General features: G+C 60.5%; 23 protein-coding genes. 3 read left to right on the forward strand and 20 right to left on the reverse strand.

Translation table 11 applies throughout. The annotated features are described in order from the left end of the window. Nucleotides 1–19: 19 nt before the first annotated feature. From M5G18_RS02815 to M5G18_RS02840, 6 genes are all read right to left on the reverse strand, one after another. Nucleotides 20–1009: a 2-dehydro-3-deoxygalactonokinase gene (locus tag M5G18_RS02815; protein WP_273898540.1), complete on the reverse strand. Its 990-nt coding sequence runs from the start codon at nucleotides 1007–1009 to the stop codon at nucleotides 20–22. 148 nt (nucleotides 1010–1157) lie between these two features. Then, nucleotides 1158–1652: a hypothetical protein gene (locus M5G18_RS02820; protein ID WP_273898541.1), complete on the reverse strand. Its 495-nt coding sequence runs from the start codon at nucleotides 1650–1652 to the stop codon at nucleotides 1158–1160. Then, entirely contained in the window at nucleotides 1645–2385 is a 741-nt protein-coding gene (locus tag M5G18_RS02825) for an alpha/beta hydrolase family protein (RefSeq protein ID WP_273898542.1), read from the reverse strand. The genes M5G18_RS02820 and M5G18_RS02825 overlap by 8 nt, the downstream gene beginning before the upstream one ends. 6 nt (nucleotides 2386–2391) lie before the next feature. Further along, the gene (locus tag M5G18_RS02830) at nucleotides 2392–2886 is read right to left on the reverse strand and encodes a PAAR domain-containing protein (protein WP_074688083.1); all 495 of its coding nucleotides are present in this window, start codon (nucleotides 2884–2886) and stop codon (nucleotides 2392–2394) included. Continuing rightward, a complete protein-coding gene (locus M5G18_RS02835; RefSeq protein ID WP_273898543.1) occupies nucleotides 2883–3545 on the reverse strand; it encodes a hypothetical protein in 663 nt (220 codons plus the stop codon). Before M5G18_RS02835 ends, M5G18_RS02830 begins: the two co-directional genes overlap by 4 nt. A 159-nt stretch (nucleotides 3546–3704) precedes the next feature. Next, complete coding sequence (locus M5G18_RS02840) at nucleotides 3705–4184, reverse strand: GNAT family N-acetyltransferase (protein ID WP_041475599.1); 480 nt, start codon at nucleotides 4182–4184, stop codon at nucleotides 3705–3707. A gap of 111 nt (nucleotides 4185–4295) precedes the next feature. Between M5G18_RS02840 and M5G18_RS02845 the strand changes: the two genes are divergently transcribed. The 3 genes from M5G18_RS02845 (at nucleotide 4296) to M5G18_RS02855 (ending at nucleotide 6669) form a co-directional block, all read left to right on the forward strand. Next, nucleotides 4296–4949, forward strand: a complete 654-nt coding sequence (locus M5G18_RS02845; RefSeq protein ID WP_273898545.1) for an HD domain-containing protein — start codon at nucleotides 4296–4298, stop codon at nucleotides 4947–4949. Between the two features lie 111 nt (nucleotides 4950–5060). Then, the gene (locus M5G18_RS02850; RefSeq protein ID WP_273898546.1) at nucleotides 5061–6257 is read left to right on the forward strand and encodes an MFS transporter; all 1197 of its coding nucleotides are present in this window, start codon (nucleotides 5061–5063) and stop codon (nucleotides 6255–6257) included. An 82-nt stretch (nucleotides 6258–6339) separates the two neighbouring features. Further along, nucleotides 6340–6669: a hypothetical protein gene (locus M5G18_RS02855; RefSeq protein ID WP_273898547.1), complete on the forward strand. Its 330-nt coding sequence runs from the start codon at nucleotides 6340–6342 to the stop codon at nucleotides 6667–6669. Here the strand turns inward: M5G18_RS02855 and M5G18_RS02860 are convergent. From M5G18_RS02860 to M5G18_RS02925, 14 genes are all read right to left on the reverse strand, one after another. Beyond that, the gene (locus M5G18_RS02860) at nucleotides 6663–7592 is read right to left on the reverse strand and encodes a PfkB family carbohydrate kinase (protein WP_273898548.1); all 930 of its coding nucleotides are present in this window, start codon (nucleotides 7590–7592) and stop codon (nucleotides 6663–6665) included. The genes M5G18_RS02855 and M5G18_RS02860 overlap by 7 nt on opposite strands. Next, nucleotides 7585–9051 carry a purine-cytosine permease family protein gene (locus M5G18_RS02865; protein WP_085683520.1) on the reverse strand — a complete coding sequence of 489 codons (1467 nt, stop codon included), beginning with the start codon at nucleotides 9049–9051 and terminating at the stop codon, nucleotides 7585–7587. The genes M5G18_RS02860 and M5G18_RS02865 overlap by 8 nt, the downstream gene beginning before the upstream one ends. A 221-nt stretch (nucleotides 9052–9272) precedes the next feature. Beyond that, on the reverse strand, nucleotides 9273–10271 hold the full coding sequence (locus tag M5G18_RS02870; protein WP_273898549.1) for an ADP-ribosylglycohydrolase family protein: 999 nt from the start codon (nucleotides 10269–10271) through the stop codon (nucleotides 9273–9275). Then, a complete protein-coding gene (locus tag M5G18_RS02875; protein ID WP_192562002.1) occupies nucleotides 10268–10981 on the reverse strand; it encodes a GntR family transcriptional regulator in 714 nt (237 codons plus the stop codon). Before M5G18_RS02875 ends, M5G18_RS02870 begins: the two co-directional genes overlap by 4 nt. 269 nt (nucleotides 10982–11250) lie before the next feature. Continuing rightward, nucleotides 11251–12219 carry an L-arabinose ABC transporter permease AraH gene (araH, locus tag M5G18_RS02880; protein WP_011335422.1) on the reverse strand — a complete coding sequence of 323 codons (969 nt, stop codon included), beginning with the start codon at nucleotides 12217–12219 and terminating at the stop codon, nucleotides 11251–11253. Nucleotides 12220–12231: 12 nt separating this feature from the next. After that, complete coding sequence (gene araG / locus M5G18_RS02885) at nucleotides 12232–13776, reverse strand: L-arabinose ABC transporter ATP-binding protein AraG (RefSeq protein WP_273898552.1); 1545 nt, start codon at nucleotides 13774–13776, stop codon at nucleotides 12232–12234. A gap of 56 nt (nucleotides 13777–13832) precedes the next feature. Continuing rightward, entirely contained in the window at nucleotides 13833–14837 is a 1005-nt protein-coding gene (locus M5G18_RS02890) for a substrate-binding domain-containing protein (protein WP_273898554.1), read from the reverse strand. Between the two features lie 143 nt (nucleotides 14838–14980). After that, a complete protein-coding gene (locus M5G18_RS02895) occupies nucleotides 14981–15799 on the reverse strand; it encodes an SDR family oxidoreductase (RefSeq protein ID WP_273898556.1) in 819 nt (272 codons plus the stop codon). Between the two features lie 270 nt (nucleotides 15800–16069). Continuing rightward, nucleotides 16070–16945 (reverse strand): SMP-30/gluconolactonase/LRE family protein, encoded by an 876-nt coding sequence (locus M5G18_RS02900; RefSeq protein WP_273898557.1) that lies wholly within the window; start codon nucleotides 16943–16945, stop codon nucleotides 16070–16072. A 25-nt stretch (nucleotides 16946–16970) separates the two neighbouring features. Then, on the reverse strand, nucleotides 16971–17687 hold the full coding sequence (locus tag M5G18_RS02905) for a FadR/GntR family transcriptional regulator (protein WP_007950814.1): 717 nt from the start codon (nucleotides 17685–17687) through the stop codon (nucleotides 16971–16973). Between the two features lie 101 nt (nucleotides 17688–17788). Further along, complete coding sequence (locus M5G18_RS02910) at nucleotides 17789–18349, reverse strand: DUF1285 domain-containing protein (protein WP_221533156.1); 561 nt, start codon at nucleotides 18347–18349, stop codon at nucleotides 17789–17791. 15 nt (nucleotides 18350–18364) lie between these two features. Further along, nucleotides 18365–18970, reverse strand: coding sequence for a DUF4823 domain-containing protein (locus tag M5G18_RS02915; RefSeq protein WP_007950810.1), 606 nt, complete (start codon nucleotides 18968–18970; stop codon nucleotides 18365–18367). A 122-nt stretch (nucleotides 18971–19092) separates the two neighbouring features. Beyond that, entirely contained in the window at nucleotides 19093–20061 is a 969-nt protein-coding gene (locus M5G18_RS02920) for a GTP 3',8-cyclase MoaA (RefSeq protein ID WP_096820964.1), read from the reverse strand. A gap of 138 nt (nucleotides 20062–20199) precedes the next feature. Continuing rightward, complete coding sequence (locus M5G18_RS02925; RefSeq protein ID WP_007950805.1) at nucleotides 20200–20838, reverse strand: TetR/AcrR family transcriptional regulator; 639 nt, start codon at nucleotides 20836–20838, stop codon at nucleotides 20200–20202. Nucleotides 20839–21042 lie beyond the last annotated feature (204 nt).

Below are 21042 nucleotides of genomic sequence, written 5' to 3' on the forward strand. Positions count from 1 at the left end.
GTCAGGCCTCCAGTCAGGGTTAACGGGATGAGGAATCGATCAGTCCGGCGGCGAGCGCCAGTTGCCACAGACCACGCTCGGTGGCTTGCTCGGCCAGGGTCACCCGAGCAAAACCGCAGGCGTCGAGGGCACGGCTGTAGCGGGCGCACAACTGCGCATTGCCGATGAGGATGATCGAAGGAAGATGTGTGCTGTTGCGTCGGCGTCGTTGCACGGTAGCCAGCGCCGTCAGTTCATGGCCGATCAGCAGGCCGGACAGATAGTCCGGTTGCGCAGTAGCGCCCAGTTCGCCGGTCAGGCCGAGGCTGCGGGCGCTGAACAGGGTCGACAGCACGCCGACCTCACCCTCCGCCGACAATGCCACCTGCACGCCGCGATCAAACGCCTCGGCGTCGAACGTCGCGCTGTGCTGTTGGGTACGACCGAGAATGCTGTGCTCGCTGAGCACGGCGAACACTTCGCCGGTCATGAAGGTGTCGAAACGGGTGATGCAGTCGTCGGCCACTTCGACCCATTTCGAATGACTGCCCGGCAGGCCGATCAGCAGATCATTGCCCGCCTCGACCGGCAGATTCTGCAGGACGCCGAGGACCTGGGTTTCCTCGCCCCGCATCACATTCGGCAGCGTCGAGCGTTGAATCACACCCGGCACGATGTGCACATCGACACCGCGAAGACTGCGAACGGTTTGCAGGGATTTTCCGAGATCGGCCACGTTGGCCGGCGTATCGCGGTAGGACACTTCGCGCCAGCCCTGGGCGCTGCCGACCATGCCGCAGGCAATCACCGGCAAGTCGGGCTGCGCGTCGAGCCAGTCACCGCACGCCTCGTCGAACGCCAGTTCAAAACCGTCGGAGCATTCACGACCGTTGATGACCCTCGGCGTCTTCGGCAACTGCATGATCCCGAACGACAGCGACCGCTGCGCCAGCACCTGCCCGCCCGCCGCGAGTTTGTAAGCACGTAATGAGGTCGTCCCCCAATCGAGCGCGATCAATTGCGCCAGCATCGCTTCACCTGTTTTGTTATTGGCAGTGAGTGAGCTGGACTATAGACCTCTCATGCGTGAAATCTCAATATGTAATTTTGCATCCCATATTTTGGGATTTGCATTTCTAAAAAATCGGACAGCGAGCTGAGCAGCAATCGCAATTCGTTTAAAACTTATCGATCTCTCTTAATAGATCTGCCGTTGGAACCTTCATGTCCTCCGACAAATATATTTTATAGGAGTAGGAATTAATTCTGACCTTACAGACAATAGACTCTCGGCCCACTAATAAAGACCTCAATGCCTCACCTTCAATGATTTTCTCACTGGTATCGTTTTTTCTTTCGAAAAATAAAACATCCGCCCTGAAAACCGGCCCGGCACTTGAAATTTCAGGCTCGATAAAACCCTCTCCATATCTACCCGCAGAGTGAGGTGCCGAAAAATCAAAATCGTCCTCAAAAGAACACAGCAGCGTCTGGCTTATTTTTGATTTGAAAAGATTGACAACATCAACATCAGACGAAAAACGCACCTGATAAATGTTCCTATCCAAATAACGTTCAACACCAACGTATTGTAAATGAGCAATGGGCTTACCATGATTCATCGCACAGGAAGTGCAAAGCAAGAAAGCCATGCATAGAATTATATTACGCACATTTCCGTCCTTTAAAATGAGTAACAACAACCTGCATCAAAGCGTCTCTGGCCGAGATCCCACTTTGCAGGACTGATGTGTAGATAACCCAGGCGTCAGCGTGATTCACATTCACTCGTCCGTTCATATTCGGCCCACTTTTCATATCCCATTGTTCTCCGAAATCGGCTACGAGATCGGAAAAATTCCAGTCTTTGGCATCGGCTCTGACGTTAACCCAATATTCCGCCTTCGGTTTCGGCTCCTGACGGTAGATGTTAGAAACCCCCCACACGATTTTTCCTTCGCCAACGGGATCGAGTGTAACCAGACACGGAATTCGATACCCCTTATCAGTCAATACCGCTGACAGGTGCGCACCATTCCATCCGCCCAAGCTATGCCCAATGATATATACAGGCGTGGTCACATCAGTAATTTTCTCCAGCACATTCCTTTTCAGATCATCATCACTAATAAAATAGTTATAACCAATATGGTGGGCGTCATAATTATCAGAACAAATACCCTCAGCCTCCATATTCCTAACGAACACCTTCATGACGTCAGCAACGTTATTATTGGGGCCTGTGCCGTAATAACTTTCTTTATCACCCGCACCACCCACAAAAAACAGAACAATCTTTTTGGGAGTGATCGTGGCCTGCTTGACTGTTCCGTCCGTTTTGCAGGTCAGGTCGTGGGTCACGACCAGCCTTTTACACCCTTTCAGAGCAGGATTTTCAGCGGTCATATCTTCCTACTCCACGAACAGCTTGATCGACTCAGGCAAATGCGAACTCACCGTATGGGTAAAGCCCGCGTCATTGGTTACGCCGTGCTCAACGCTCCCATCAGCGCGTTGAATCGCGTAAGGGTGATTTGGCATGGGCTCACCAGTAATTTCGTTAATCACCTGCATCCGATCATTGAAATGCACCGGCATCGGCAACAACCCACTAAACGCCGCCCCTCCCCCGCTCTGTCCAATAATCACCGTCCCCGACCCACCGACCACGACATTGCCATGCCCTCCAGTGCTGTCGAGCATCGCGGCATTCAGACCGTTGATGAATACCGTGGCGGAAACACCGCCGGTAATCGGGCTGCCGCACGCCGATTTATCAGTCATGCGCGCAGCGGGGAGTCCGTCGAAGAACACGTCCGGAGACCCGGAGACGATCGGGTTGTTGCCGTGGCCTGGCAGTGGGCAGGCGGTTGGGTCGGTGACGCGTGCAGCGGGTTTACCACTCAATTCAAAGCTCCTTGCTTCAGAGGTTCCGGGTGAGGCTGATAGAGATCGACGTCGGTCGCGGCGAAACGCCAGCGGTTGTCGACGGAATCAAACAGCGCGTGACAATGCTCGCGGCTGTTCGGGAGGGTGAGGGTTTGCAGTTGTTGCCAGGCTTCGTCGGCATGCCAGTTCAACTCGGCAGTTGTGGCGTCATCGAGTTGGTTGAGCCAGGTGTTGTAGCCGGTCAGTCGATGCTGGTCGTAGGTGGTTTGCAGCAGCTCGGCCATTTGCGGGCCAAAATCCAGATAGCGCTCGGCCGTCCAGCGGCCGGTTTCCGAGTAGACATACCAGCCCATCGGCGACAGCACGCCTTGGTGGAAAATCGATTGCCCGGCCGGCGCGACAAAACCGCAGCACACGTGCAGGGTCAGCCAGCCTTGATGCGCATCGATAAATCCGTTCGGATCGAACGTGCGCAGCGGTATCACCCGGTAGTCATCGAAGCCCGCACTGCGCGCCATCAGCTCGGCATCGAGGCGCGAGACAAACGCGCGGATGGCTTTGCCACCCAAGCGGTTGACGGTGCAGAGGATGTCCACCGGTTGGCGGTTCGGGTTGTCGCTTGAGCCGAGGTTTTTGACCAGACCGTACAGGCGAATCGACGCCCGTAGTCCGCTCATCGCCGGTCACTCGTTGACGCAGCGAAGGCTCCACGGGCGTGGAGAAAGAGTGCCAGAGGCATTGCAGGTGTCGTCCGTGAGCGCGCAAAAATGGCGCGTAGGATGCCGGACTAGAGCGGTTTGAACAATCGAATCAGCAATCAGATTGCCACTATTTGTTCAGCCCTCGGCAAACTCGCGCAACACCTTGCCATCCATGCGATACCTCACCCACTCCTCCTGCGGCTGCGCGCCGAGGGATTTGTAGAATTCGATGGCCGGGGTGTTCCAGTCCAGCACGCTCCATTCGAAGCGGCCGCAGTCGTTGGCGCAGGCGATTTTCGCGAGGTGGCGCAGCAGGGTTTTGCCAGCGCCGCCGCCCCGTTGCTCGGGGGTGATGTAGAGGTCTTCGAGGTACAGGCAGTTGCTGCCCAGCCAGGTCGAATAGCTGAAGAAGAACACCGCGAAACCGATCGGCAAGCCGTCGCGCAGGCAGATCAGACCGTGGGCGGTGGCCCCTTCGCTGAACAGGCTGCGCTCGATGTCGGCGACACTGGCGATGACTTCGTGACGGGCCTTTTCGAAGTCTGCAAGTTCAGTGATGAACGCGAGGATTTGCGGAGCATCGCTGGGGGTCGCCGGGCGGATTTCGATCGTCATGGACGGGCCTTGTCGGAAAAAGGAAAACGCCATACTAAGGCGCCACGCCGCGCTCGTCACATGGCAATCCACAGATTAGGCTAGCGCCGCCGAATACTCGAAAGGATGCCCATGAACAACTTCGCTTTCTCGCCCCTTGTGGAACTCGCCACAGAACTGCTGCCCCACGCGCTGGAACCGTCGGAAGACGGCGCCCATGACCTTTCGCATCTGCAACGGGTCTGGCACAACGCGCGCACCTTGCAGGCCGAGGAAGGCGGCGATCTTGAAGTCCTTCTGGCAGCGGTATTGCTGCACGATTGTGTGGCCGTGGAAAAGAACTCGCCGCTGCGTTCACAGGCATCACGCCTGGCAGCGGAAAAAGCCTCAAAGGTGCTGGCGAACCTGAACTGGCCCGAAGCCAGAATCGACGCCGTCACCCATGCCATCGAAGCCCACAGCTTTTCCGCCAACATCACCCCGCTCACCCTCGAAGCGCGGCTGATGCAGGACGCCGACCGTCTCGACTCACTCGGCATGCTCGGCGTCGCCCGCACCTTTTATATCGCCGGGCGCATGGGCAGCGCGCTGTATGACCCGCGAGATCCCGAGGCCCGGGAAAGGGACTACGACGACAAGCGATTCTGCCTCGATCATTTCCAGACCAAACTGCTGCACCTCGCCGACGGTTTCCAGACCGCTGCCGGTCAACGTCTGGCGCAAATCCGTCATCAACGCCTGAAGGGTTTCATGGAGCAATTCAAGGAAGAGATCGGCGTGGTCTGACGGCGTTACTCCGGTCATTCACGATCCTGAGATCACCAAGCTCAGACCTAAGCCGCAGGCCTGACGTGTTAGATAGATGACGCTCAATTTTTCCGGTCAAGGAACCGCGTCATGCCTCAAGCAACACCCCAGGTCTCGGGCAAACTGTTCGGCCTGTTCTGCCTCGCCAGTTATCTGTTGTCGCTGTCCTATGGCGCGACGTTTTTGCTTTCGTTGCTGATCGGTTCTCGCGGCGGCAACGAGCATGACGCCGGCAGCGTGATCAGTGCGGCGATGCTCAGCACCTTCGTTGCGGTGCTGGTCTCCGGGCACCTGTCCGACTGGTTGGGCGCGGCGCGTTCGATTGCGCTGTTCGGGCTGTTGCTGGTGGCGGCGAGTCTGGGGTTTGCGATGACGCCGGGGTTCGGCCATTGGCTGCTGTTTTTCGGATTGCTGCTTGGTTTGGGCTGGGGCGTGTTCTACACGCTGGGGCCGATCATCGTCGCCAGTCTGGTGAGCCCGGCGCAGCGGGCGAAATATTTTGCGCTGCTGTCCGGCAGCATGATGACCGGGATCGGCAGCGGCCCCTTGCTGGGGCGGGCGGCGAGTGCGCTGGGTTTGCCGGTGACGTCGGCGTTCTATCTGGCGGCTGCGGCGAGCCTGATCGGCGTGCTGTTGTTCTGGCGTCTTGGTGCTCGTTTGAAAGGCACGCAGGCAACGTCAGCCGCACGAATCTCTTGGCAGGCGACTGCTCAAGTGCTCAGTTCCCGAGCGGTGTTTCCGATCATCATGGTCGGCCTCGGCGGTTGCGTGTTCGGCGGGCTGTCGAGCTTCCAGACCAGCTATGCCGCCGCCCGCTCGCTGGACTATTCGCTGTTCTTTCTGGGCTTCATGAGCGCTGCGATCAGCAGCCGGATGTTGATCGCAGGCTATGTGGTCAAGCGTGATCCGCTGCGCGCGTCGTGCCTGCTGTCGGGGTTGATGCTGGGCTCGATCGTGCTGTTCGCGTTCGGCGTGCAGAGCGGTTTCAGCTATCTGCTGGCGGCGGTGATGCTCGGTGTCGGTTACGGCCTCACCTACTCGGTGATCAACGGGCTGGCGGCCAACGAAGCGCCGGCCGGCACCACGTCGCAGGCGTTGCTGTTGTTCAGTCTGGCGTACTTCATCGGCGTGTTCGGCTTCCCGCTGTTGGCCGGGAAAATCATTGTCGAGCACGGCATGCCGACGCTGTTGCTGACGGTGCTGGCGGTGGCGGCGTTGAACTGGACGATCACCGTCGGCCGCTTGCTGTGGCGGCGAATCACCGTGGAAAGCGCACTGACGAACTGAACCGTTCGTCGCTCATCCGGCACCTATGCGACGCGAGGGCGGCCCAAGATCAGGTAAGGATTCCAATCACTGGAGAACCCCCATGATCTCGTCAAGGTTGACTGCTCTCGTTTTCGCCGCCCTGCTCTCTCCCGTGGCCTTCGCTGCGACAGCCACCGGAACCGGCCCCACCGATCCGGTCGAGCGCCCGAAAGCGCCGGCCATCCAGAGTGCCCCCGGCATGAACACCGACGGCTCGGGCGTCGAGAACGCCCTGCCGCCCGCCACCGGCACCGACCCGCGCACCCAAGGCAACGATCCGGGACGTCAGGGCGGCACTTCCGGCAATCCGGTTCCGCCGGATAACTCCGGCTCCGGCACTGGCTCGAAAACCACTACCGGTGGCTCGGGTTCCGAGGGTGCCGGTCAGTAGGCGGAAGATTCGTGGATCAGCGCGTCGACTTCGGCAGTGCCCGGTGAGGTCGCCGGGCCCCAGCGGGTGACGGCCAACGCGGCTGCAGCGTTCGCCCGCCGGGCGGCCTCATGTGGCAACAGTCCTTGCGCCAATCCAGCGACGAACACGCCTGCATGTGCATCGCCGGCACCGTTGCTGTCCACGGCTTGTACCATGAAACCCGGCACATGCTGACGCTCGCCCCGTTGATGAATCCAGCAACCCTGCGGGCCGTCGCGCACTACCATCAGCACATTCTGTGGCAGGTGCACGGTCAATCGGTCCAGCGCGGTTTCAATGTCAGCCGCGCCCGTGAAACGCAGCGCCTCGACGCTGTTGCTGGTCCACACATCGATGCGCGGCAGCAACGCCTGCATCATCGGTGAGTCCGGCGACTCCACCAGCGGGCCCGGATCGAACACCACGTTGATCGTCTTCGGCAGCGCCAGCGTCCAGTCCAGCAAGGCCTGGGCCTTGCCACTGTGCAACAGGCTGTAGCCGCTGACGTAGACGTAATCTCCCGCCTCGGCGGCAACGCTGTTCAGTTCAGTCGCAGTGACCTCGCCTTCGGCGCCGATGTAGGAAATGAAACTGCGCTCGGCCGACGCATCGGTCAGTGCCACGCAGATCCCGGTGTCGCGTTCTGCAGGCTGTTCGATGCCAATGCGAATGCCTTCGGCGTTCATCGCCTGCCGTGCCAGATCACCGAAACGACCATTCCCATGGCGACCGAGATAGACCACCGGCAAGCCATTACGCGCGGCGGCAGCCATCACATTGAAGCCGCCGCCGGCTTCGAAACTGGCGGATTGCGCCAGCACGTCACCGCCGATTTGCGGCAGCGCATCCACGGCCATGACCAGGTCGATGATGACCTGGCCGGTGTGCAACATCTTAGGCATGAGCATTCTCGGATTGCGCAGCGCGACGATCTCTCGCCCCGCCGAGTACGAAGTAAATGCCGCCGGCGACCACGAACGTCACGATCCAGCCGAGGCCGTTGTGGCCCAGCCACGAATCGGACAGGAAGCCCTTGAACCAGACGTTCTCGGCAGTGGTGCCGATGGTGGTGAAACTGAAGCCCAGCACGATGGCAATCGCCCACGCACCGAATGCGCGCCACTCGATGCCACCGCTGTACCAGTAGGCGCTGCTCGGGCTGACGTCGAGCAGGTCTTTGGGGCTGTAGTAGTGACGGTGAATCAGGTCGACCACGAAGATCCCGACCCACGCGGTGATCGGCACCGCCAACAGCGAAATGAAGGTGATGAACGGGCCGTAGAAACTGTCGGCAATCAGCATGAAGTAGATCGAGCCGGCGAAGATCGCAACGATGTCGACCACCACCGCGTACACGCGTTTGACCTTCAGGCCGAGGGTCAGCGTGGTCAGGCCGGCGGAGTACACCGACAGGTTGTTCGACAGCAGCAGGCCACCGAATGCGGTGATCAGGTACGGCACGGCCATCCAGGTCGGCAGCATGTCGCGGATCGCGACGATCGGGTCAGTCGCAGACGCCAGGTCGTTGTTGCCCACCGACAGCAGGCCGCCAAGGGTGATCAGCAACACCAGCGGAATCCCCGCGCCGAACGCCGCCGAAGCGACCAGGCGCACGGCTTTGACGCTGCGATGCTGATAGCGCGACATGTCGGCGCCTGCGTTGGCCCAGCCGATCCCGGTGCCGGCGGCCATGGTGCCGATGCCGATAATCATCGCGCTCATCGGCGCCGGCGTGGCGTTGAACACCGCGCTCCAGTCGATGGTCGCGCAGAGGAAGCCGCCGACCAGAATGTTCAGGGCGCCGAACACGTAGGTCGCCCACTTCTGAATCACCAGCAAGGTGGCGTGGCCGAGGCCGGACACCGACAGGGTCAGCAGCACGAAAATCGCGATGAAGATCAGGGTCAGCACCGGCGCGCTTTTGGCTTCCACCGGCGAGCCGAACAGGATCGAGCACAACGACAGCAGCACGAACGCAGCGGTGGTGGTGTTGACGGTTTCCCAGCCCAGACGCGACATCAGCGACACCAGCGTCGGGCCGATATTGCCGCGCACACCGAAGATCGCCCGCGACAACGTCAGGCTCGGCGCACGACCGCGACGGCCGGCAATCGAGATGATCCCCACCACCGCGAACGAACCGGCAGCGCCGAGGATGGCGACGATGATCGCCTGCCAGATCGCCAGGCCGCGAAACGCAACCAGCGTGGCGCCCAGCGGCAGGCCGAGGATGGAAATATTGGCAGCAAACCAGACCCAGAACAGTTGCAGCGGATGGCCGTTGCACTCGCCTTCCGGCACCGGTTCGATACCCCGGGTTTCCAGTTGCCCGGCGCTTTGCCCGGCGTTCGATGAACTCATGAAAAATGCTCCTGTTTGCCTTTATTGTGGTTGTGGCAATGACGCAGAACGACAAGACATCCCGCCCGTCCTGGGCCTGTCTGCGCGATCCATTGCGGGTGAATATTCAAAATTTTTTGGTGCGCCTTTGCGAGCAGCTCAGCTCCCACAGGTTCAAAGTGAACCTTGAGGTTTGCACGGTCCCTGTGGGAGCTGGCTTGCCAGCGATGGCGTCAGTCCAATCAGCGCAAGGCCAACAGCCCTGTCACCAACGGTTCCAGCTCCAGACCATTGACGGCCTTCACCGTCTCGATCATCGGCGCCGGCCAGCTCTGCAGGCCCAGGCAGGCCCCGAGCATGGCGCCGAGAATCGCGGCGATGGTGTCAGTGTCGCCACCCAGGCTCGCGGCCATGCACAGCGCATCGAACGGCGTCATTTCACCGACCGCGACTTGCTGCGCGAGGGCAAACGACACCACCACCGATTCCTGCGAGGCCACCGAGGTGCCGATCACGTCGTACAGCAGATCCGCGAGCAACACCGGGTCGCTCTCGACACTGATGCTGCGCGCCCAACTGATCCGCGACGCGATGCGCCCACCGGCCACCCAGTGCCCGTGCGCTTCCGCTTGCAGGGCGATCTGTTGGCCGAGGTTCAGCGCCTCGCCCAGATCCAGACCGTTGATGCCGGCCGAAACCACCGCCGCCACCGCCGCCGCGCTGGAAATCCCCAGCGTGGTGTTGTGAGTGACCTGACACGCCTGCACCACCGCCGCGATAAAGCGCTCGGGGTCGGCGACATCCGCCGCGATTCCCACCGGGGTGATGCGCATCGCTGCGCCGTTGGTGGTGCCATAGCGCCCGGCCTCTTCCGGCGAATGGCCGGCGAGGATCATTTCGATCGCACGTTTGGTCGACGGGCCGAGCAAGTCCTGCGAGCCCTTGGCCTGCATCTCGGCTTCCCATTCGATCAGCCGTTGCGCGAGCACCGCCGGTTCGATCCGGCCCTTGCCTTCGACCAGCAACTCGCCGACCAGAATCGCCTGTTCGGTGTCATCGGTGATCGAGCCTTTGGGCATGTTCGCGGCAATCGGCTGCAAGGGGCCGGCGTCTTGCAGATCGGTGATCTGGCCGAAGCGCTGCTTGATGGTTTCGCGGTTCAGGGATTGCGTCGGCATGCCCAGCGCGTCGCCGAGGGCCAGGCCGTAAAACGCGCCCAAGGCACGGTCGAGGGCGGTCATTTTGATTCTCCAAATTGCAGGTGCAGACGGAAATGCACCGGGTCGAGCAGGCTTTCGACCTGTTCCATGAAACGGTTCTGCCGGTCGTAGGTGGTGCGCAATGCCTTGAGGAACACCGTGCCTTCCGGACGGCCGAGCAGTTCGGCGTCCATCGCGTTGAGCGGTTCGGCGCCGATCCATTGATCGCCGCGCTCACCAACGTAACCGTAGGCGGCCAGGGTGATGGTCAGGGAATTGTCGATCAGGCCGACCCGCGGCAGGCTTTCCAGGCCTCCGGTGGCGGGCATCAGTGAGCGTTCGAGGGACACCGCCGTGCCGTCATTGGAGCGTCGGCGACGTTCGAGAAGAATGAATTGATCGGAGCCGAAACGCGGAAGCAGATCCTCGCGGGTCACGGCTTCCAGGCGCAGCACATCGGTATTGATCAGCGCCCCGCTGTCGGCCAGGGCCTGGGCCCAGCCGCTGCGTTGATCGAGCACCACCCCGTCAAACGTGACGATGGAGCCGACTCCGCTTTGCGTGGCGATGTAATTGCGCCGCTTCAGTTCGGCCAGCGCTTCGCGCAACGTGCCACGGCTGACGTTGAATTCCTGAGCCAACTGATGCTCGCCGGGCAACAGAAAGCCGTCCTCCATGAGGCCGCTTTCGATGCGTCGGACGAGCTCGTCGACCACCCGTTGTTTCTTGTCAAATCGTACCTGTCTAATCATGTACAAAGTGATAACTGAAACGGGGTTGGGTGGGCAAGGGATTTTTTGGGTGGGGTGACGGAAGGCGGGAAGATCAAGAGCGCCCTCACCCTAGCCCTCTCCCGGAGGGAGAGGGGACTGACCGAGCTGTCTCACGCTCTACATCGACCTGAAAAAGCCAGTCGATTATGGATTCAGCAAAGCACTTTCAGGTCGATGTATCTCTGAAGCATCCCCCAATCGGCTCCCTCTCCCTCCGGGAGAGGGCTGGGGTGAGGGAGCTTTTAATCTCAGCGCTGTTTCAGACGGTCGATAACCACAGCCAGCAGCAGAATCGACCCACGAATCACATACTGATAAAACGTGTCGATATTCTTCAGGTTCATCGCATTCTCGATAATCGCCAGAATCAGCACCCCGGCAATCACATGCCGAATCATCCCGATCCCGCCACTCAGCGACACCCCGCCCAGCACGCAAGCCGAAATCACTGTCAGCTCAAAGCCCTGCCCGATCATCGGCTGACCCGAAGTCATCCGCGACGCCAGAATCACCCCCGCCAGCGCACCAATCACCCCATGCACCGCGAAGATGATGATCTTCGTGCGATCAACGTTTACCCCGGCCAGCAACGCCGCTTCCTGGTTGCCGCCGATGGCCATGGTGTTGCGCCCGTAGGTCGTGTAGTTCAGCAACCAGCCGAAAAACAGGAAGCAGACGATGGTGATCAGGATCGGCACCGGCACGCCGAACAACTGACCGTTGCCGAACACGAAGAACGATTCCTGCGATACGCCCACCGCTTTGCCGTTGGCAAAAATGTAGGCCAGACCACGGACGATCTGCATGGTCGCCAGTGTCGTGATCAGCGCATTGACCCGCAATTTGGCGATCACGATGCCGTTGATCAAACCGACGATCAGGCCCATCACCAGCGCCGCACTGACGCCGAGAAACACGCTGTTGGTGTCGCGCATCACCACCGCCGCCACCACCCCGGCGCAGGCAATCACCGAACCCACCGACAGGTCGAAATGCCCCGACGCCAGGCAATACAACATGGTGCACGCGGCGATCCCGGTGGTGGAAATCGCCAGGCCCAGGCCACGCATGTTCAGCGGCGAGAGGAAGTTGTCGATCAGCAAGGTGCAGGCGACAAAAATGCCCACCGCCGCCAGCAGCATCACCCAGTCATCGAGGAAGCGCCGCATATCCAGAGGTTTGCGCTCGGTCGGCAGGGTTTCGTTTTGGGTTGTCATCATAGTCACCTCTCAGTTCGCCACGCCGTCAGCGCGGTGGCGCGGCAAAGCCAGTTGCAGCAGGTTGGATTCGTTGGCCTGGTCGCGGCTGACTTCGCCACGCAGGGCGCCCTCGCACAGCACCAGAATGCGGTCGGAAATACCCATCACTTCCATCAGATCGCTGGACACCACGATCACCGAAATACCGTCGGCGGCCAGGTTATGGATGATCTGGTAGATCTCGGCCTTGGCGCCGATGTCGATGCCCCGGGTCGGCTCGTCGAGTAGCAGGACTTTCATCGGCATCGACAGCCAGCGGCCGAGAATCGCCTTCTGCTGATTGCCACCGGACAGGAACTTGATCTGTTGCCCGGCGTGGGGCGTCTTCACTTTCAGGGCCTTGATCTGCTTATCGGCGTTGCCCTTTTCCCAGATCCCGCGCAGCAGGCAACCGAGGCCGGAGTTCGCGCCACGCGCACTGATGTTGATGTTCTCGGCGACACTGGCGAGCGGGATGATGCCTTCCTTCTTGCGATCTTCCGGGCACAGCAGAATCCCGGCGGCGATTGCATCACGTGGCGAGCGCAGCTTCAGTTCATGACCGCGCAATTCCAGGCGTCCGGCGGTATTGCGCTCAAGGCCGCTGAGCAGCCGGAACAGCTCGGTGCGCCCTGCCCCGACCAGTCCGAACAGGCCCAGAATCTCGCCTTTGTGCGCATCGAAACTGATCGGCTCGCGCAGGCCCGGGCCGAGCAATCCAACGACTCTCAGCGCCACGGCACCGCGCGGGCGACCGCGATAATCGTAGATGTCCTGAATGTCGCGCCCGACCATGCAGGTCACCAGTTGATCGTGGGTCAACTGGCTCATGTCGTCGAACGTGCGCACGTAGCGGCCGTCCTTGAACACCGTCACCGCGTCGCAGATGCGGAACACTTCTTCCATGCGATGGGAGACGTAAAGCACGACTTTGCCTTCGTCGCGCAGTCGGCCGATGATCGCCATCAAGCGGTCGATTTCCCGCGCCGAGAGGCTGCTGGTCGGTTCGTCAAAGGCAATCACATGGGCGCCACGGGACAACGCCTTGGCGATTTCCACCAGTTGCCGCTGACCGAGGGACAGGCGTCCGACCTTGGTCTGCGGGTCGATTTCATCGGCCAGGCCTTTGAGGCAGGCCAAGGCTTGCTGGCGCAGCGCGCCGCGATTGATCAGGCCGAAACTGGCCGGCAGGTGACCGAGAAACAGGTTCTCGGCCACGGTCATTTCCGGCACCAGATGCAGCTCCTGGTGAATCACCGCCACGCCGCTGCCGATGCTGTCGGCGGTGGACTTGAAGGCCATCGTCCGCTCGCCGATCTGCAGCTCGCCGCTGCTCGGAATGTAGGCGCCGCCGAGGATTTTCAGCAGGGTCGATTTGCCGGCGCCGTTCTCGCCCATCAAGGCGTGAACCTGCCCGGGGTGAGCGACGAAACTGATGCCGTCCAGCGCCTTCACGCCCGGGAAGGTCTTGCCGATCCCGTTGAAACGCAGGCTGCCGCTGGCGCTGTGTTCTTGTGTCTGTACTTGCGCGTGCATTTAAGCCACCTCATCACACCGTTCAAGCGGCCCGGCTGCCCGGGCCGCCGCTGCCGTCAGTTCCACAGGCCGATCTTCTCCAGCTCCTGCTTGAAGTTGTCGCGGGTGATCAGGGTGACGTCGTCCATCGCGGTGTACTTCGGCGGTTCTTTGCCGGTGGTGACCCACTCGTACATCATGCTCGCGGTGTTGTAGCCCTCGATGTGCGGGCTCGGCAGCATCGAACCGTAGAAGCCGCTGTTGGGCTTTTTCAACTCGCCGATCGCGTCGGTGCCGTTGATGCCGATGCCGATCACGTTGGCCGCGGCAAACCCGGCGGCTTCGGTGGCGCGCACGCCGCCGAGCACGGTGTTGTCGTTCATGCCGCCGATGATCAGGTTCTTCGCCGCGCCCGGCAGCTTGACCAGCGCCGAGTTGGTGGCGTCCATGCTGCCCGGCACGTCGAGGGTTTTCAGGGCGGCGGTCAGAATGTGTTCTTTCGGCATGCCGGCGTCTTCGAGGGCCTTCATCGAGCCGTCGGTGCGCTTCTTGCCGGTGTCGAGTTCGTTGTAGGTGTTGACCACCGCGTAGGTGTCTTTCCAGTCCCAGTTACGCTTTTTCGCCTCGGCGGCCATGGCGGCGCCCTGCTTCTGGCCGACTTCGAACGCGGCCATGCCGAGATACGGCACCTCTTCCATGAACTTGCCGTTGGCGTCGACGAAACGGTCGTCCACGGCAATCACTTTCAGGTCATTGAGTTTGGCCTTGGCCATGATCGCAGGGCCGAGGGACACGTCCGGCGGGCAGATGACGAAGCCCTTGGCGCCGTTGGCCGCGAGGCTGTCGATGGCCGAGAGGGTTTTTTCGCCGTCCGGTACGGCGATCTTGATCAGCTCGAAGCCTTTGTCCTTGGCAGCTTTCTCGGCGAAGGCCCATTCAGTCTGGAACCACGGCTCTTCGGCCTGCTTGACCAGGAAACCGATCTTCACCGGATCGGCGGCCAGCAGCGAACTGCTCAGGCTGAACGCAGTGACCGCCAGCACGGTACTGCACAGGGTACGAATCCCGAAACGACGTTTCATAAGCAGACTCCTTGTTATTTTTCTTGAGCGTTATTTGAAAAGCGTTACAGCGGTCGAAGCGTTTCCCGCGAATCATGACGACAATAGTCATATCGTATGATGATTGAATTTTGGGCGGACCTTGCCACCTGAAATCCGGATTTTCAGTCGTGGTACATCACCGAGCGACCACCATCGATGGTGATGCACGAGGCGTTGATGAACGGCGCTTCATCACTGGCCAGGAACACGGCGGTCATCGCCACTTCAATCGGCTGACCGATGCGTTTCGGTGGATGCAGATCGAAGGCGCGCTGACGTTCGGCGTGTGGGTCGGCGAAGCCGTTCCAGTAATCGACATTGAGCTGGGTTTCGATGTAGCCCGGGGCGATGGCGTTGACGCGAATGCCCTTCGGCGCGTACTCGATGCCCAGCGCGCGGGTCAGCCCGAGCAAGCCGTGCTTGGCCACCGGGTACGGGAAACAACCGGGAATGATGTTCGTGGAATGGGTCGAGGCAATGTTGATGATGCTGCCGATGCCTTGCTCGATCATCTGCGGCAACACGGCTTTGCAGCCGTACCAGGCGCCGTCGAGGTCGATGGCGAAGCAGCGTTTCCAGTCTTCTTCGGTCATTTCCAGCGGATCGCGGAACACGTTGACCCCGGCGCAGTTGACCAGCACGTCGATACGACCGTGCAGCTCGATGGCCAGTCTGGCCATCGCGTGCAGATCCTGCTGACGCGAGACGTCGGCCTTGATCGCCTGCACATCGGCGCCCTGCTCGCGCCAGTGCGCGGCGACTTTCTCGACCTTTTCAGCCTGGATATCGCTGATCACCAGTTTGGCCTGCTGCGAGGCGAAGGTCGCGACGATTGCTTCGCCGATGCCTTGAGCGGCGCCGGTCAGCAGCACGACCTTGTTTTTCAGGCGCTCACCTTTCGGTGGCTCGGGCACTGGTGGCAGGGACAGAGGTTCAGCCATGAATCAGGACTCCTGTTCGAAAGCATAAAAAAACCGGGCATCTGACGATGTCCGGTCTGGAAGGCTTCTGGAACAAAACAGGCGAGCGCACGCCGCGGCACCGAAACGGCCCGAAGCGCTGACTCCGCTGTGGAGTGCGATGGAAATTCGCTGCATCACTTCACCTGTTTTGTTCTTTTTAAGTGTGAGTGCGTGTTACTGCTGGAGCCGACTATAAACCCGACCGCCGAATAATCTCAATATATAATTTTGCATCCCATATTTTGGGATTTAATCGGCGAATCGCGTACAGAGCTTTCCGGCGACATCCACCTGCAGCGACAGCACGGCGCCGTCCAGCGGATGGTTCAGCGGACTTCTGGCGCTGGTGATGTACAGGGTTTTCAGGTCTGCGCCGCCGAATACGCAACTGGTCGGGCGGCTGAGCGGCAGATCGATCTTGCGGTCGACCTGGCCGTCCGGTGTCAGACGCAGCAGGCAGCTGCCGTCCCAGCGGGCGTTCCACACGTAGCCATCGGCGTCCATCGCCGAACCGTCCGGGCCGCCGTGCTGATCGGCGCTGTACCAAGGCTGGGCGGTGTCAAGGTTGCCGTCGGTGTGAATGAAATAGCGATACAAGGTGCTGTCGAGGCTGTCGCCGAACAGCAGCGTGGTGCCGTCGTCGCTCCAGAGCAGCGTGTTGGGAATGCCCAGGCCACGCAGCAATGGCGTGACGCGTTTATCCGGATCAACCCGGAACAGCCCGCCGGACCGACGCGTGATCGGCAGATCCTCGCCCTGCTCGCCGATGTTGTTTTGCATGGTGCCGAGCCACAAGCGGCCCTGGCCATCGCAACGTGCCTCGTTGGCGCGGTTGCCCGGTTGCGGATCGGCGACGCAGAGCAGCGTCAGTCGCGGCTCAAGTCCGGGGGAATCGAGATCGAGCCGGTAGACGCCGCTGCTCAGGGTCACCAGCGCGTCGCCGCTGGCGCAGGGAATGAACGCCGAGACGTGTTCCGGCATCTGCCAGATCTGCACGTTCTGCCCGATCAGCCGCAGCGCCTGCTTGCCGGCGATGTCCACCCAGTACAGCGCCTGGGTCGGCGCATCCCAGAACGGGCCTTCGCCCAGTTGCGCCCGATGCTCTGTCACCGCAGTCCACGTCATGCAACCTCCTGTCTTGTTGTTTTTGTCAGCTGGCTTTTTTGTCGGCCATCACCTGCGGGTAGAACCGCTTGATGGCCAGGTCGGCATTGTCGATCAGGGTCATGCAGGCCCACACCCCGCGCGCGGCATCCCGGGCGGCGATGGCGTCGGCCATGTCTTTGTGGATGGGCAATGTGCGGCGCAATTCGTCAGGATCGGCCGCAGAAACTTCGAAGGACACGGCAAGCAGCGCGCCGAGGGCCGGCACCATTTGCTCGATGAATTGATTGTGGCTGGCGGCGAGAATGCATTCGTGGAAAAACTGGTCGGCGCGGTTGTAATCAATGCCGCTGTCGACCGCCCGCTCAAGCGCGTTGTAGGCCTGCTGCACGGCTTGCACCTGTTCGACGGTCGCCCGCTCGCAAGCCCAGCGCACCGCCATCGGTTCGATGGTGCGGCGCAGGTCGAGCAGGTCATCGACGAAGTTTTCCGGCAGGCCGCTGCGTGACAACCAGCCGACGACTTGCGGATCGAACAGGTTCCAGCGCTTGATCGGCAACACCCGCGTGCCGACTTTCGGCCCGACTTCGAGCATGCCTTTGGCGACGAGGGTCTTGATGGCTTCGCGGATCACGGTGCGGCTGACCCCGAGCTGCTCGCCCAGATCGGCCTCGACCTTGATCGCCTGCCCCGGTTTGACCTGGCCGGCGGCAATCCAGGCGCCCAGCCAGTCAACCGTTGATGCGTGAAAACTGCTCGACATGGACACCCCGAAGCCGTTCGCTGTGGATGCCCAAGCTAATCATCATACGATTGGGAGTCAACGACAAAAAACCGCAGCCTGCTTTCACAGACTGCGGTTTTTCAAGGTTCGAGGCCGATGCGGAAGAACTCGCCGCCACTCCAGACACCGAGCCAGCGCTGGCCATCGATTTCACGGCTGACTGCCAGCTCGACCAATTGGTAGAACACGTTGCGGTGTATCAGCGCTTCGAGGTTGGTGCGCACATGCACGTAGGGCGCGGGTTCTTGTGTTGTCGGATCAATCTCGACGCGGATCGGATGTTCCGCGCCGGCCTCAGTGGTTTCATCGACGTTGGTGGTGAAACGCAGCACTTGCGCCTCACCCTCGCCTTCCACCTCGACGGCAATCGCCACGAATGGCGCGTCGTCGACCTTGATCCCGACTTTCTCCACCGGGGTGATCAGGAAATAGTCATCGCCATCGCGGCGGATGATGGTGGAGAACAGCTTGACCATCGGCTTGCGCCCGATCGGCGTGCCCAGGTAGTACCAGGTGCCGTCGCGGGCGATGCGCATATCGATGTCGCCGCAGAAATCCGGGTTCCACAAGTGCACCGGCGGCAAGCCTTTGGTTTTGGGGATTTGCCCCAGCAGGTCATTGGCTTTTTGCGGGCCACTCATGGCGTACTCCTTGAATTACTGGTCCCCGACGCCCAGCAGGCTGCGCGCGTACTGCGCAAGCGGTGGGCCGATCAGGTCTTCGGGCTTGTTGTCGTGGAACGTCAGTAAACCGCCACGACTCTTGATCCGTGCAGTATCAATCAAATACTGGGTGCTGGTCTCGATCAACATGATCTGAATCACACCGCCGTCGATACCGAGGCGATCCACGGCTTCCTGATCCAGCCACTCATCGGAGTTGCCGATGCGGTCGTCGGCCTTGGCAAAACGGGTGTACAGCAGGTAGTGGGCACCGGCGTCGCGGGCTTCGCCCATCGCCTGGTCGAGGCCTTCCGGCGCACGGGCGCGGCGGACCATCGGGAAGTATTCGACGAAGCCTTTGAAGGCCTCTTCGGCGACTACGTTGGGACGCGGGTAGGAACCACCCGGCGGCGCGAACGAGCCTTGCGCGATGTAGATGAACGAATCCGGCTGAATGCGGAAATTGTTTACGCGACGGCTGTCGCTGTGATCCAGCAGCCCCGCGTCGCTCATCTGGTAGCGAGTCCCTTCGGCCATGTCACTGACAGTCATACAGCCGCCCAGCGCCAAAACGGCCAGCAGCAAAACCAGGCTACGCATCCTAATCCTCCAGAAGCCGGTGACGGAAAACCGGCGAATGGCCGTAGGATGCAGCTTTTGCGCCAGTCCTTGGAAATGTGCAGTTATCCGCTTTGAAATAAGGCGTTGTGGTTAAACCGGGCTTAGCCGCCGATGATCTTCATGACGGTTGCGCCGCCGGAGAACGCGACTTCCTGCTTGTCGCCCAGCGCCTTGACCAGCAATCGCTGCAACGCCGGCAGCGCCTCATGACGCGGCTTGTCGAGCAAGTCACCGACGTAGTGGCGGTTGCTCGACGACAGGCAGCCATGCAGCCATCCTGTGGACGACAGGCGCAGGCGCGAGCAGGTTCGGCAGAACGGCACGCTTTCGTTGGCGATCACGCCGAAGTTGCCCAGACCGGGAATCGCATAGCGAACCGCCGTGGCGTCCACCGGCGCGTCGGTTTGCGCGTACTCGTAATGTTCGCCGATCAGGCTCAGCAGCTGTTGCAGGCTGACGAACTGTTGCAGGAAGGCATTGGAATCAGTGGCCAGGTGGCCCATGCGCATCAGCTCGATGAAGCGCAGTTCGAAGCCGCGTTCAAGGCAGTAATCGAGCAGCGGCATTACCTGGTCGAGGTTCTGCCCGCGCAACGGTACCATGTTGACCTTGATCTTCATCCCCGCCGCGGCCGCTTGATCCATGCCATCCAACACGGTGGCCAGATCGCCGCCACGGGCGATGCTGCGGAACGCGCCGGCGTCCAGGGTATCGAGTGAAACGTTGATGCGTCGCAGGCCGGCATCGACCAGCAACGGGAGCTTTTTCGCCAGGAGCTGACCGTTGGTGGTCAGGCTGATGTCTTCCAGGCCCATCTTGCCGACGGCGCTCATGAAAGATTCGAGTTTGGGACTGACCAGCGGCTCACCGCCGGTGATGCGCAGGCGCTCGATGCCGGCGGCTTCGATCAGATAAGCCACGCCACGTGCCATGGCCTCGGCCGACAGTTCATCCTGCGCAGCCACCAGCCGCTTGCCGTTGGGCACGCAGTAGGTACAGGCGTAATTGCAGGCTGAAGTCAGACTGATCCGCAAATTGCGAAAACGCCTGCCTTGACGGTCAACGATCATGGAGCACTCCGGCGATGGAAAATCGAGCGGCTAAAACTTGACTCACAATTCAAGTTTTAGCAAGCCCTATGCCTGAGTATATTCCTGCGGTACTGCGCCATGTAGCGAAAAACACGGCGCATAAGGCGACTGAATGATTCAGCTGCTTGGGGTTTCAGGGTCACGCTTGCGCTTGTTGCCCATACGCACGCCGATGTCCATCAGGAACTGGAAGAAACCTTCCTGATCTTCCAGCACATTGCTCCAGAACGGCGAGTGATACAGCGCCACCGCGCCGTGCACCAGCGCCCAGGATGCGCAGTAGTGGAAGTACGGCGGCACGTCTTCGAGCTTGCCTTCGCTGATGCGGCCCTTGATGAGCAACGTCAGGCGTTCGAAGTTCGAGGCACGGATCTTGTGCAGCTCCTCGACCATCTCAGGCACCTGATTGCCCTTGACCACCTTCTCTTCCAGGCGATCGAACAGGCGATAGCGCTGCGGGTCGCGCATGCGGAATTCAAAGTAGGCACGGGACAGCGCTTCCTTGTCCTTGTCGACATCGGCCGAGTGCAACAGCTCGTTCAAGTCGCGCTCGTAATCGAGCATCAGGCGCAGATAGATTTCGGCCTTGGACTTGAAGTGCTTGTAGATCGTGCCTTTGCCGATACCCACGGCATCAGCAATCATCTCGACGGTGACACTGTCTTCACCTTGTTCGAGGAACAGCTTGAGCGCGGTATCGAGAATTTCTTGCTCGCGGCGACGAAACTCACGGACCTTACGAGGTTCTTTGTGCATAAGAAAAGGTCTGTAGGGGTCAAAATTCGAAGCCGCGTATTATGCCTAACTTGCGCAAAAATGCACGGATCATCCGACCATATCTGTGTTTCTTGTTCATTTCACGAACGTTTCGGGGGGAATGAGAACATAACCGAAGCGAACGTATTCCAAATTTGTTTAAAAACCCGGGCCGGCCAACTGGACTCGGCGCCAGACTGATCA

Source organism: Pseudomonas aphyarum, from assembly GCF_028657055.1.
In the GTDB taxonomy this organism is placed as follows: Bacteria; Pseudomonadota; Gammaproteobacteria; order Pseudomonadales; family Pseudomonadaceae; genus Aquipseudomonas; species Aquipseudomonas aphyarum.

Coding starts and splice junctions, on each gene's coding strand:
- M5G18_RS02815 (WP_273898540.1), bottom strand. CDS start 1,009: ATGCTGGCGCAATTGATCGCGCTCGATTGGGGGACGACCTCATTACGT.
- M5G18_RS02825 (WP_273898542.1), bottom strand. CDS start 2,385: ATGACCGCTGAAAATCCTGCTCTGAAAGGGTGTAAAAGGCTGGTCGTG.
- M5G18_RS02835 (WP_273898543.1), bottom strand. CDS start 3,545: ATGAGCGGACTACGGGCGTCGATTCGCCTGTACGGTCTGGTCAAAAAC.
- M5G18_RS02840 (WP_041475599.1), bottom strand. CDS start 4,184: ATGACGATCGAAATCCGCCCGGCGACCCCCAGCGATGCTCCGCAAATC.
- M5G18_RS02845 (WP_273898545.1), top strand. CDS start 4,296: ATGAACAACTTCGCTTTCTCGCCCCTTGTGGAACTCGCCACAGAACTG.
- M5G18_RS02850 (WP_273898546.1), top strand. CDS start 5,061: ATGCCTCAAGCAACACCCCAGGTCTCGGGCAAACTGTTCGGCCTGTTC.
- M5G18_RS02855 (WP_273898547.1), top strand. CDS start 6,340: ATGATCTCGTCAAGGTTGACTGCTCTCGTTTTCGCCGCCCTGCTCTCT.
- M5G18_RS02860 (WP_273898548.1), bottom strand. CDS start 7,592: ATGCCTAAGATGTTGCACACCGGCCAGGTCATCATCGACCTGGTCATG.
- M5G18_RS02865 (WP_085683520.1), bottom strand. CDS start 9,051: ATGAGTTCATCGAACGCCGGGCAAAGCGCCGGGCAACTGGAAACCCGG.
- M5G18_RS02870 (WP_273898549.1), bottom strand. CDS start 10,271: ATGACCGCCCTCGACCGTGCCTTGGGCGCGTTTTACGGCCTGGCCCTC.
- M5G18_RS02875 (WP_192562002.1), bottom strand. CDS start 10,981: ATGATTAGACAGGTACGATTTGACAAGAAACAACGGGTGGTCGACGAG.
- araH (WP_011335422.1), bottom strand. CDS start 12,219: ATGACAACCCAAAACGAAACCCTGCCGACCGAGCGCAAACCTCTGGAT.
- araG (WP_273898552.1), bottom strand. CDS start 13,776: ATGCACGCGCAAGTACAGACACAAGAACACAGCGCCAGCGGCAGCCTG.
- M5G18_RS02890 (WP_273898554.1), bottom strand. CDS start 14,837: ATGAAACGTCGTTTCGGGATTCGTACCCTGTGCAGTACCGTGCTGGCG.
- M5G18_RS02895 (WP_273898556.1), bottom strand. CDS start 15,799: ATGGCTGAACCTCTGTCCCTGCCACCAGTGCCCGAGCCACCGAAAGGT.
- M5G18_RS02900 (WP_273898557.1), bottom strand. CDS start 16,945: ATGACGTGGACTGCGGTGACAGAGCATCGGGCGCAACTGGGCGAAGGC.
- M5G18_RS02905 (WP_007950814.1), bottom strand. CDS start 17,687: ATGTCGAGCAGTTTTCACGCATCAACGGTTGACTGGCTGGGCGCCTGG.
- M5G18_RS02910 (WP_221533156.1), bottom strand. CDS start 18,349: ATGAGTGGCCCGCAAAAAGCCAATGACCTGCTGGGGCAAATCCCCAAA.
- M5G18_RS02915 (WP_007950810.1), bottom strand. CDS start 18,970: ATGCGTAGCCTGGTTTTGCTGCTGGCCGTTTTGGCGCTGGGCGGCTGT.
- M5G18_RS02920 (WP_096820964.1), bottom strand. CDS start 20,061: ATGATCGTTGACCGTCAAGGCAGGCGTTTTCGCAATTTGCGGATCAGT.
- M5G18_RS02925 (WP_007950805.1), bottom strand. CDS start 20,838: ATGCACAAAGAACCTCGTAAGGTCCGTGAGTTTCGTCGCCGCGAGCAA.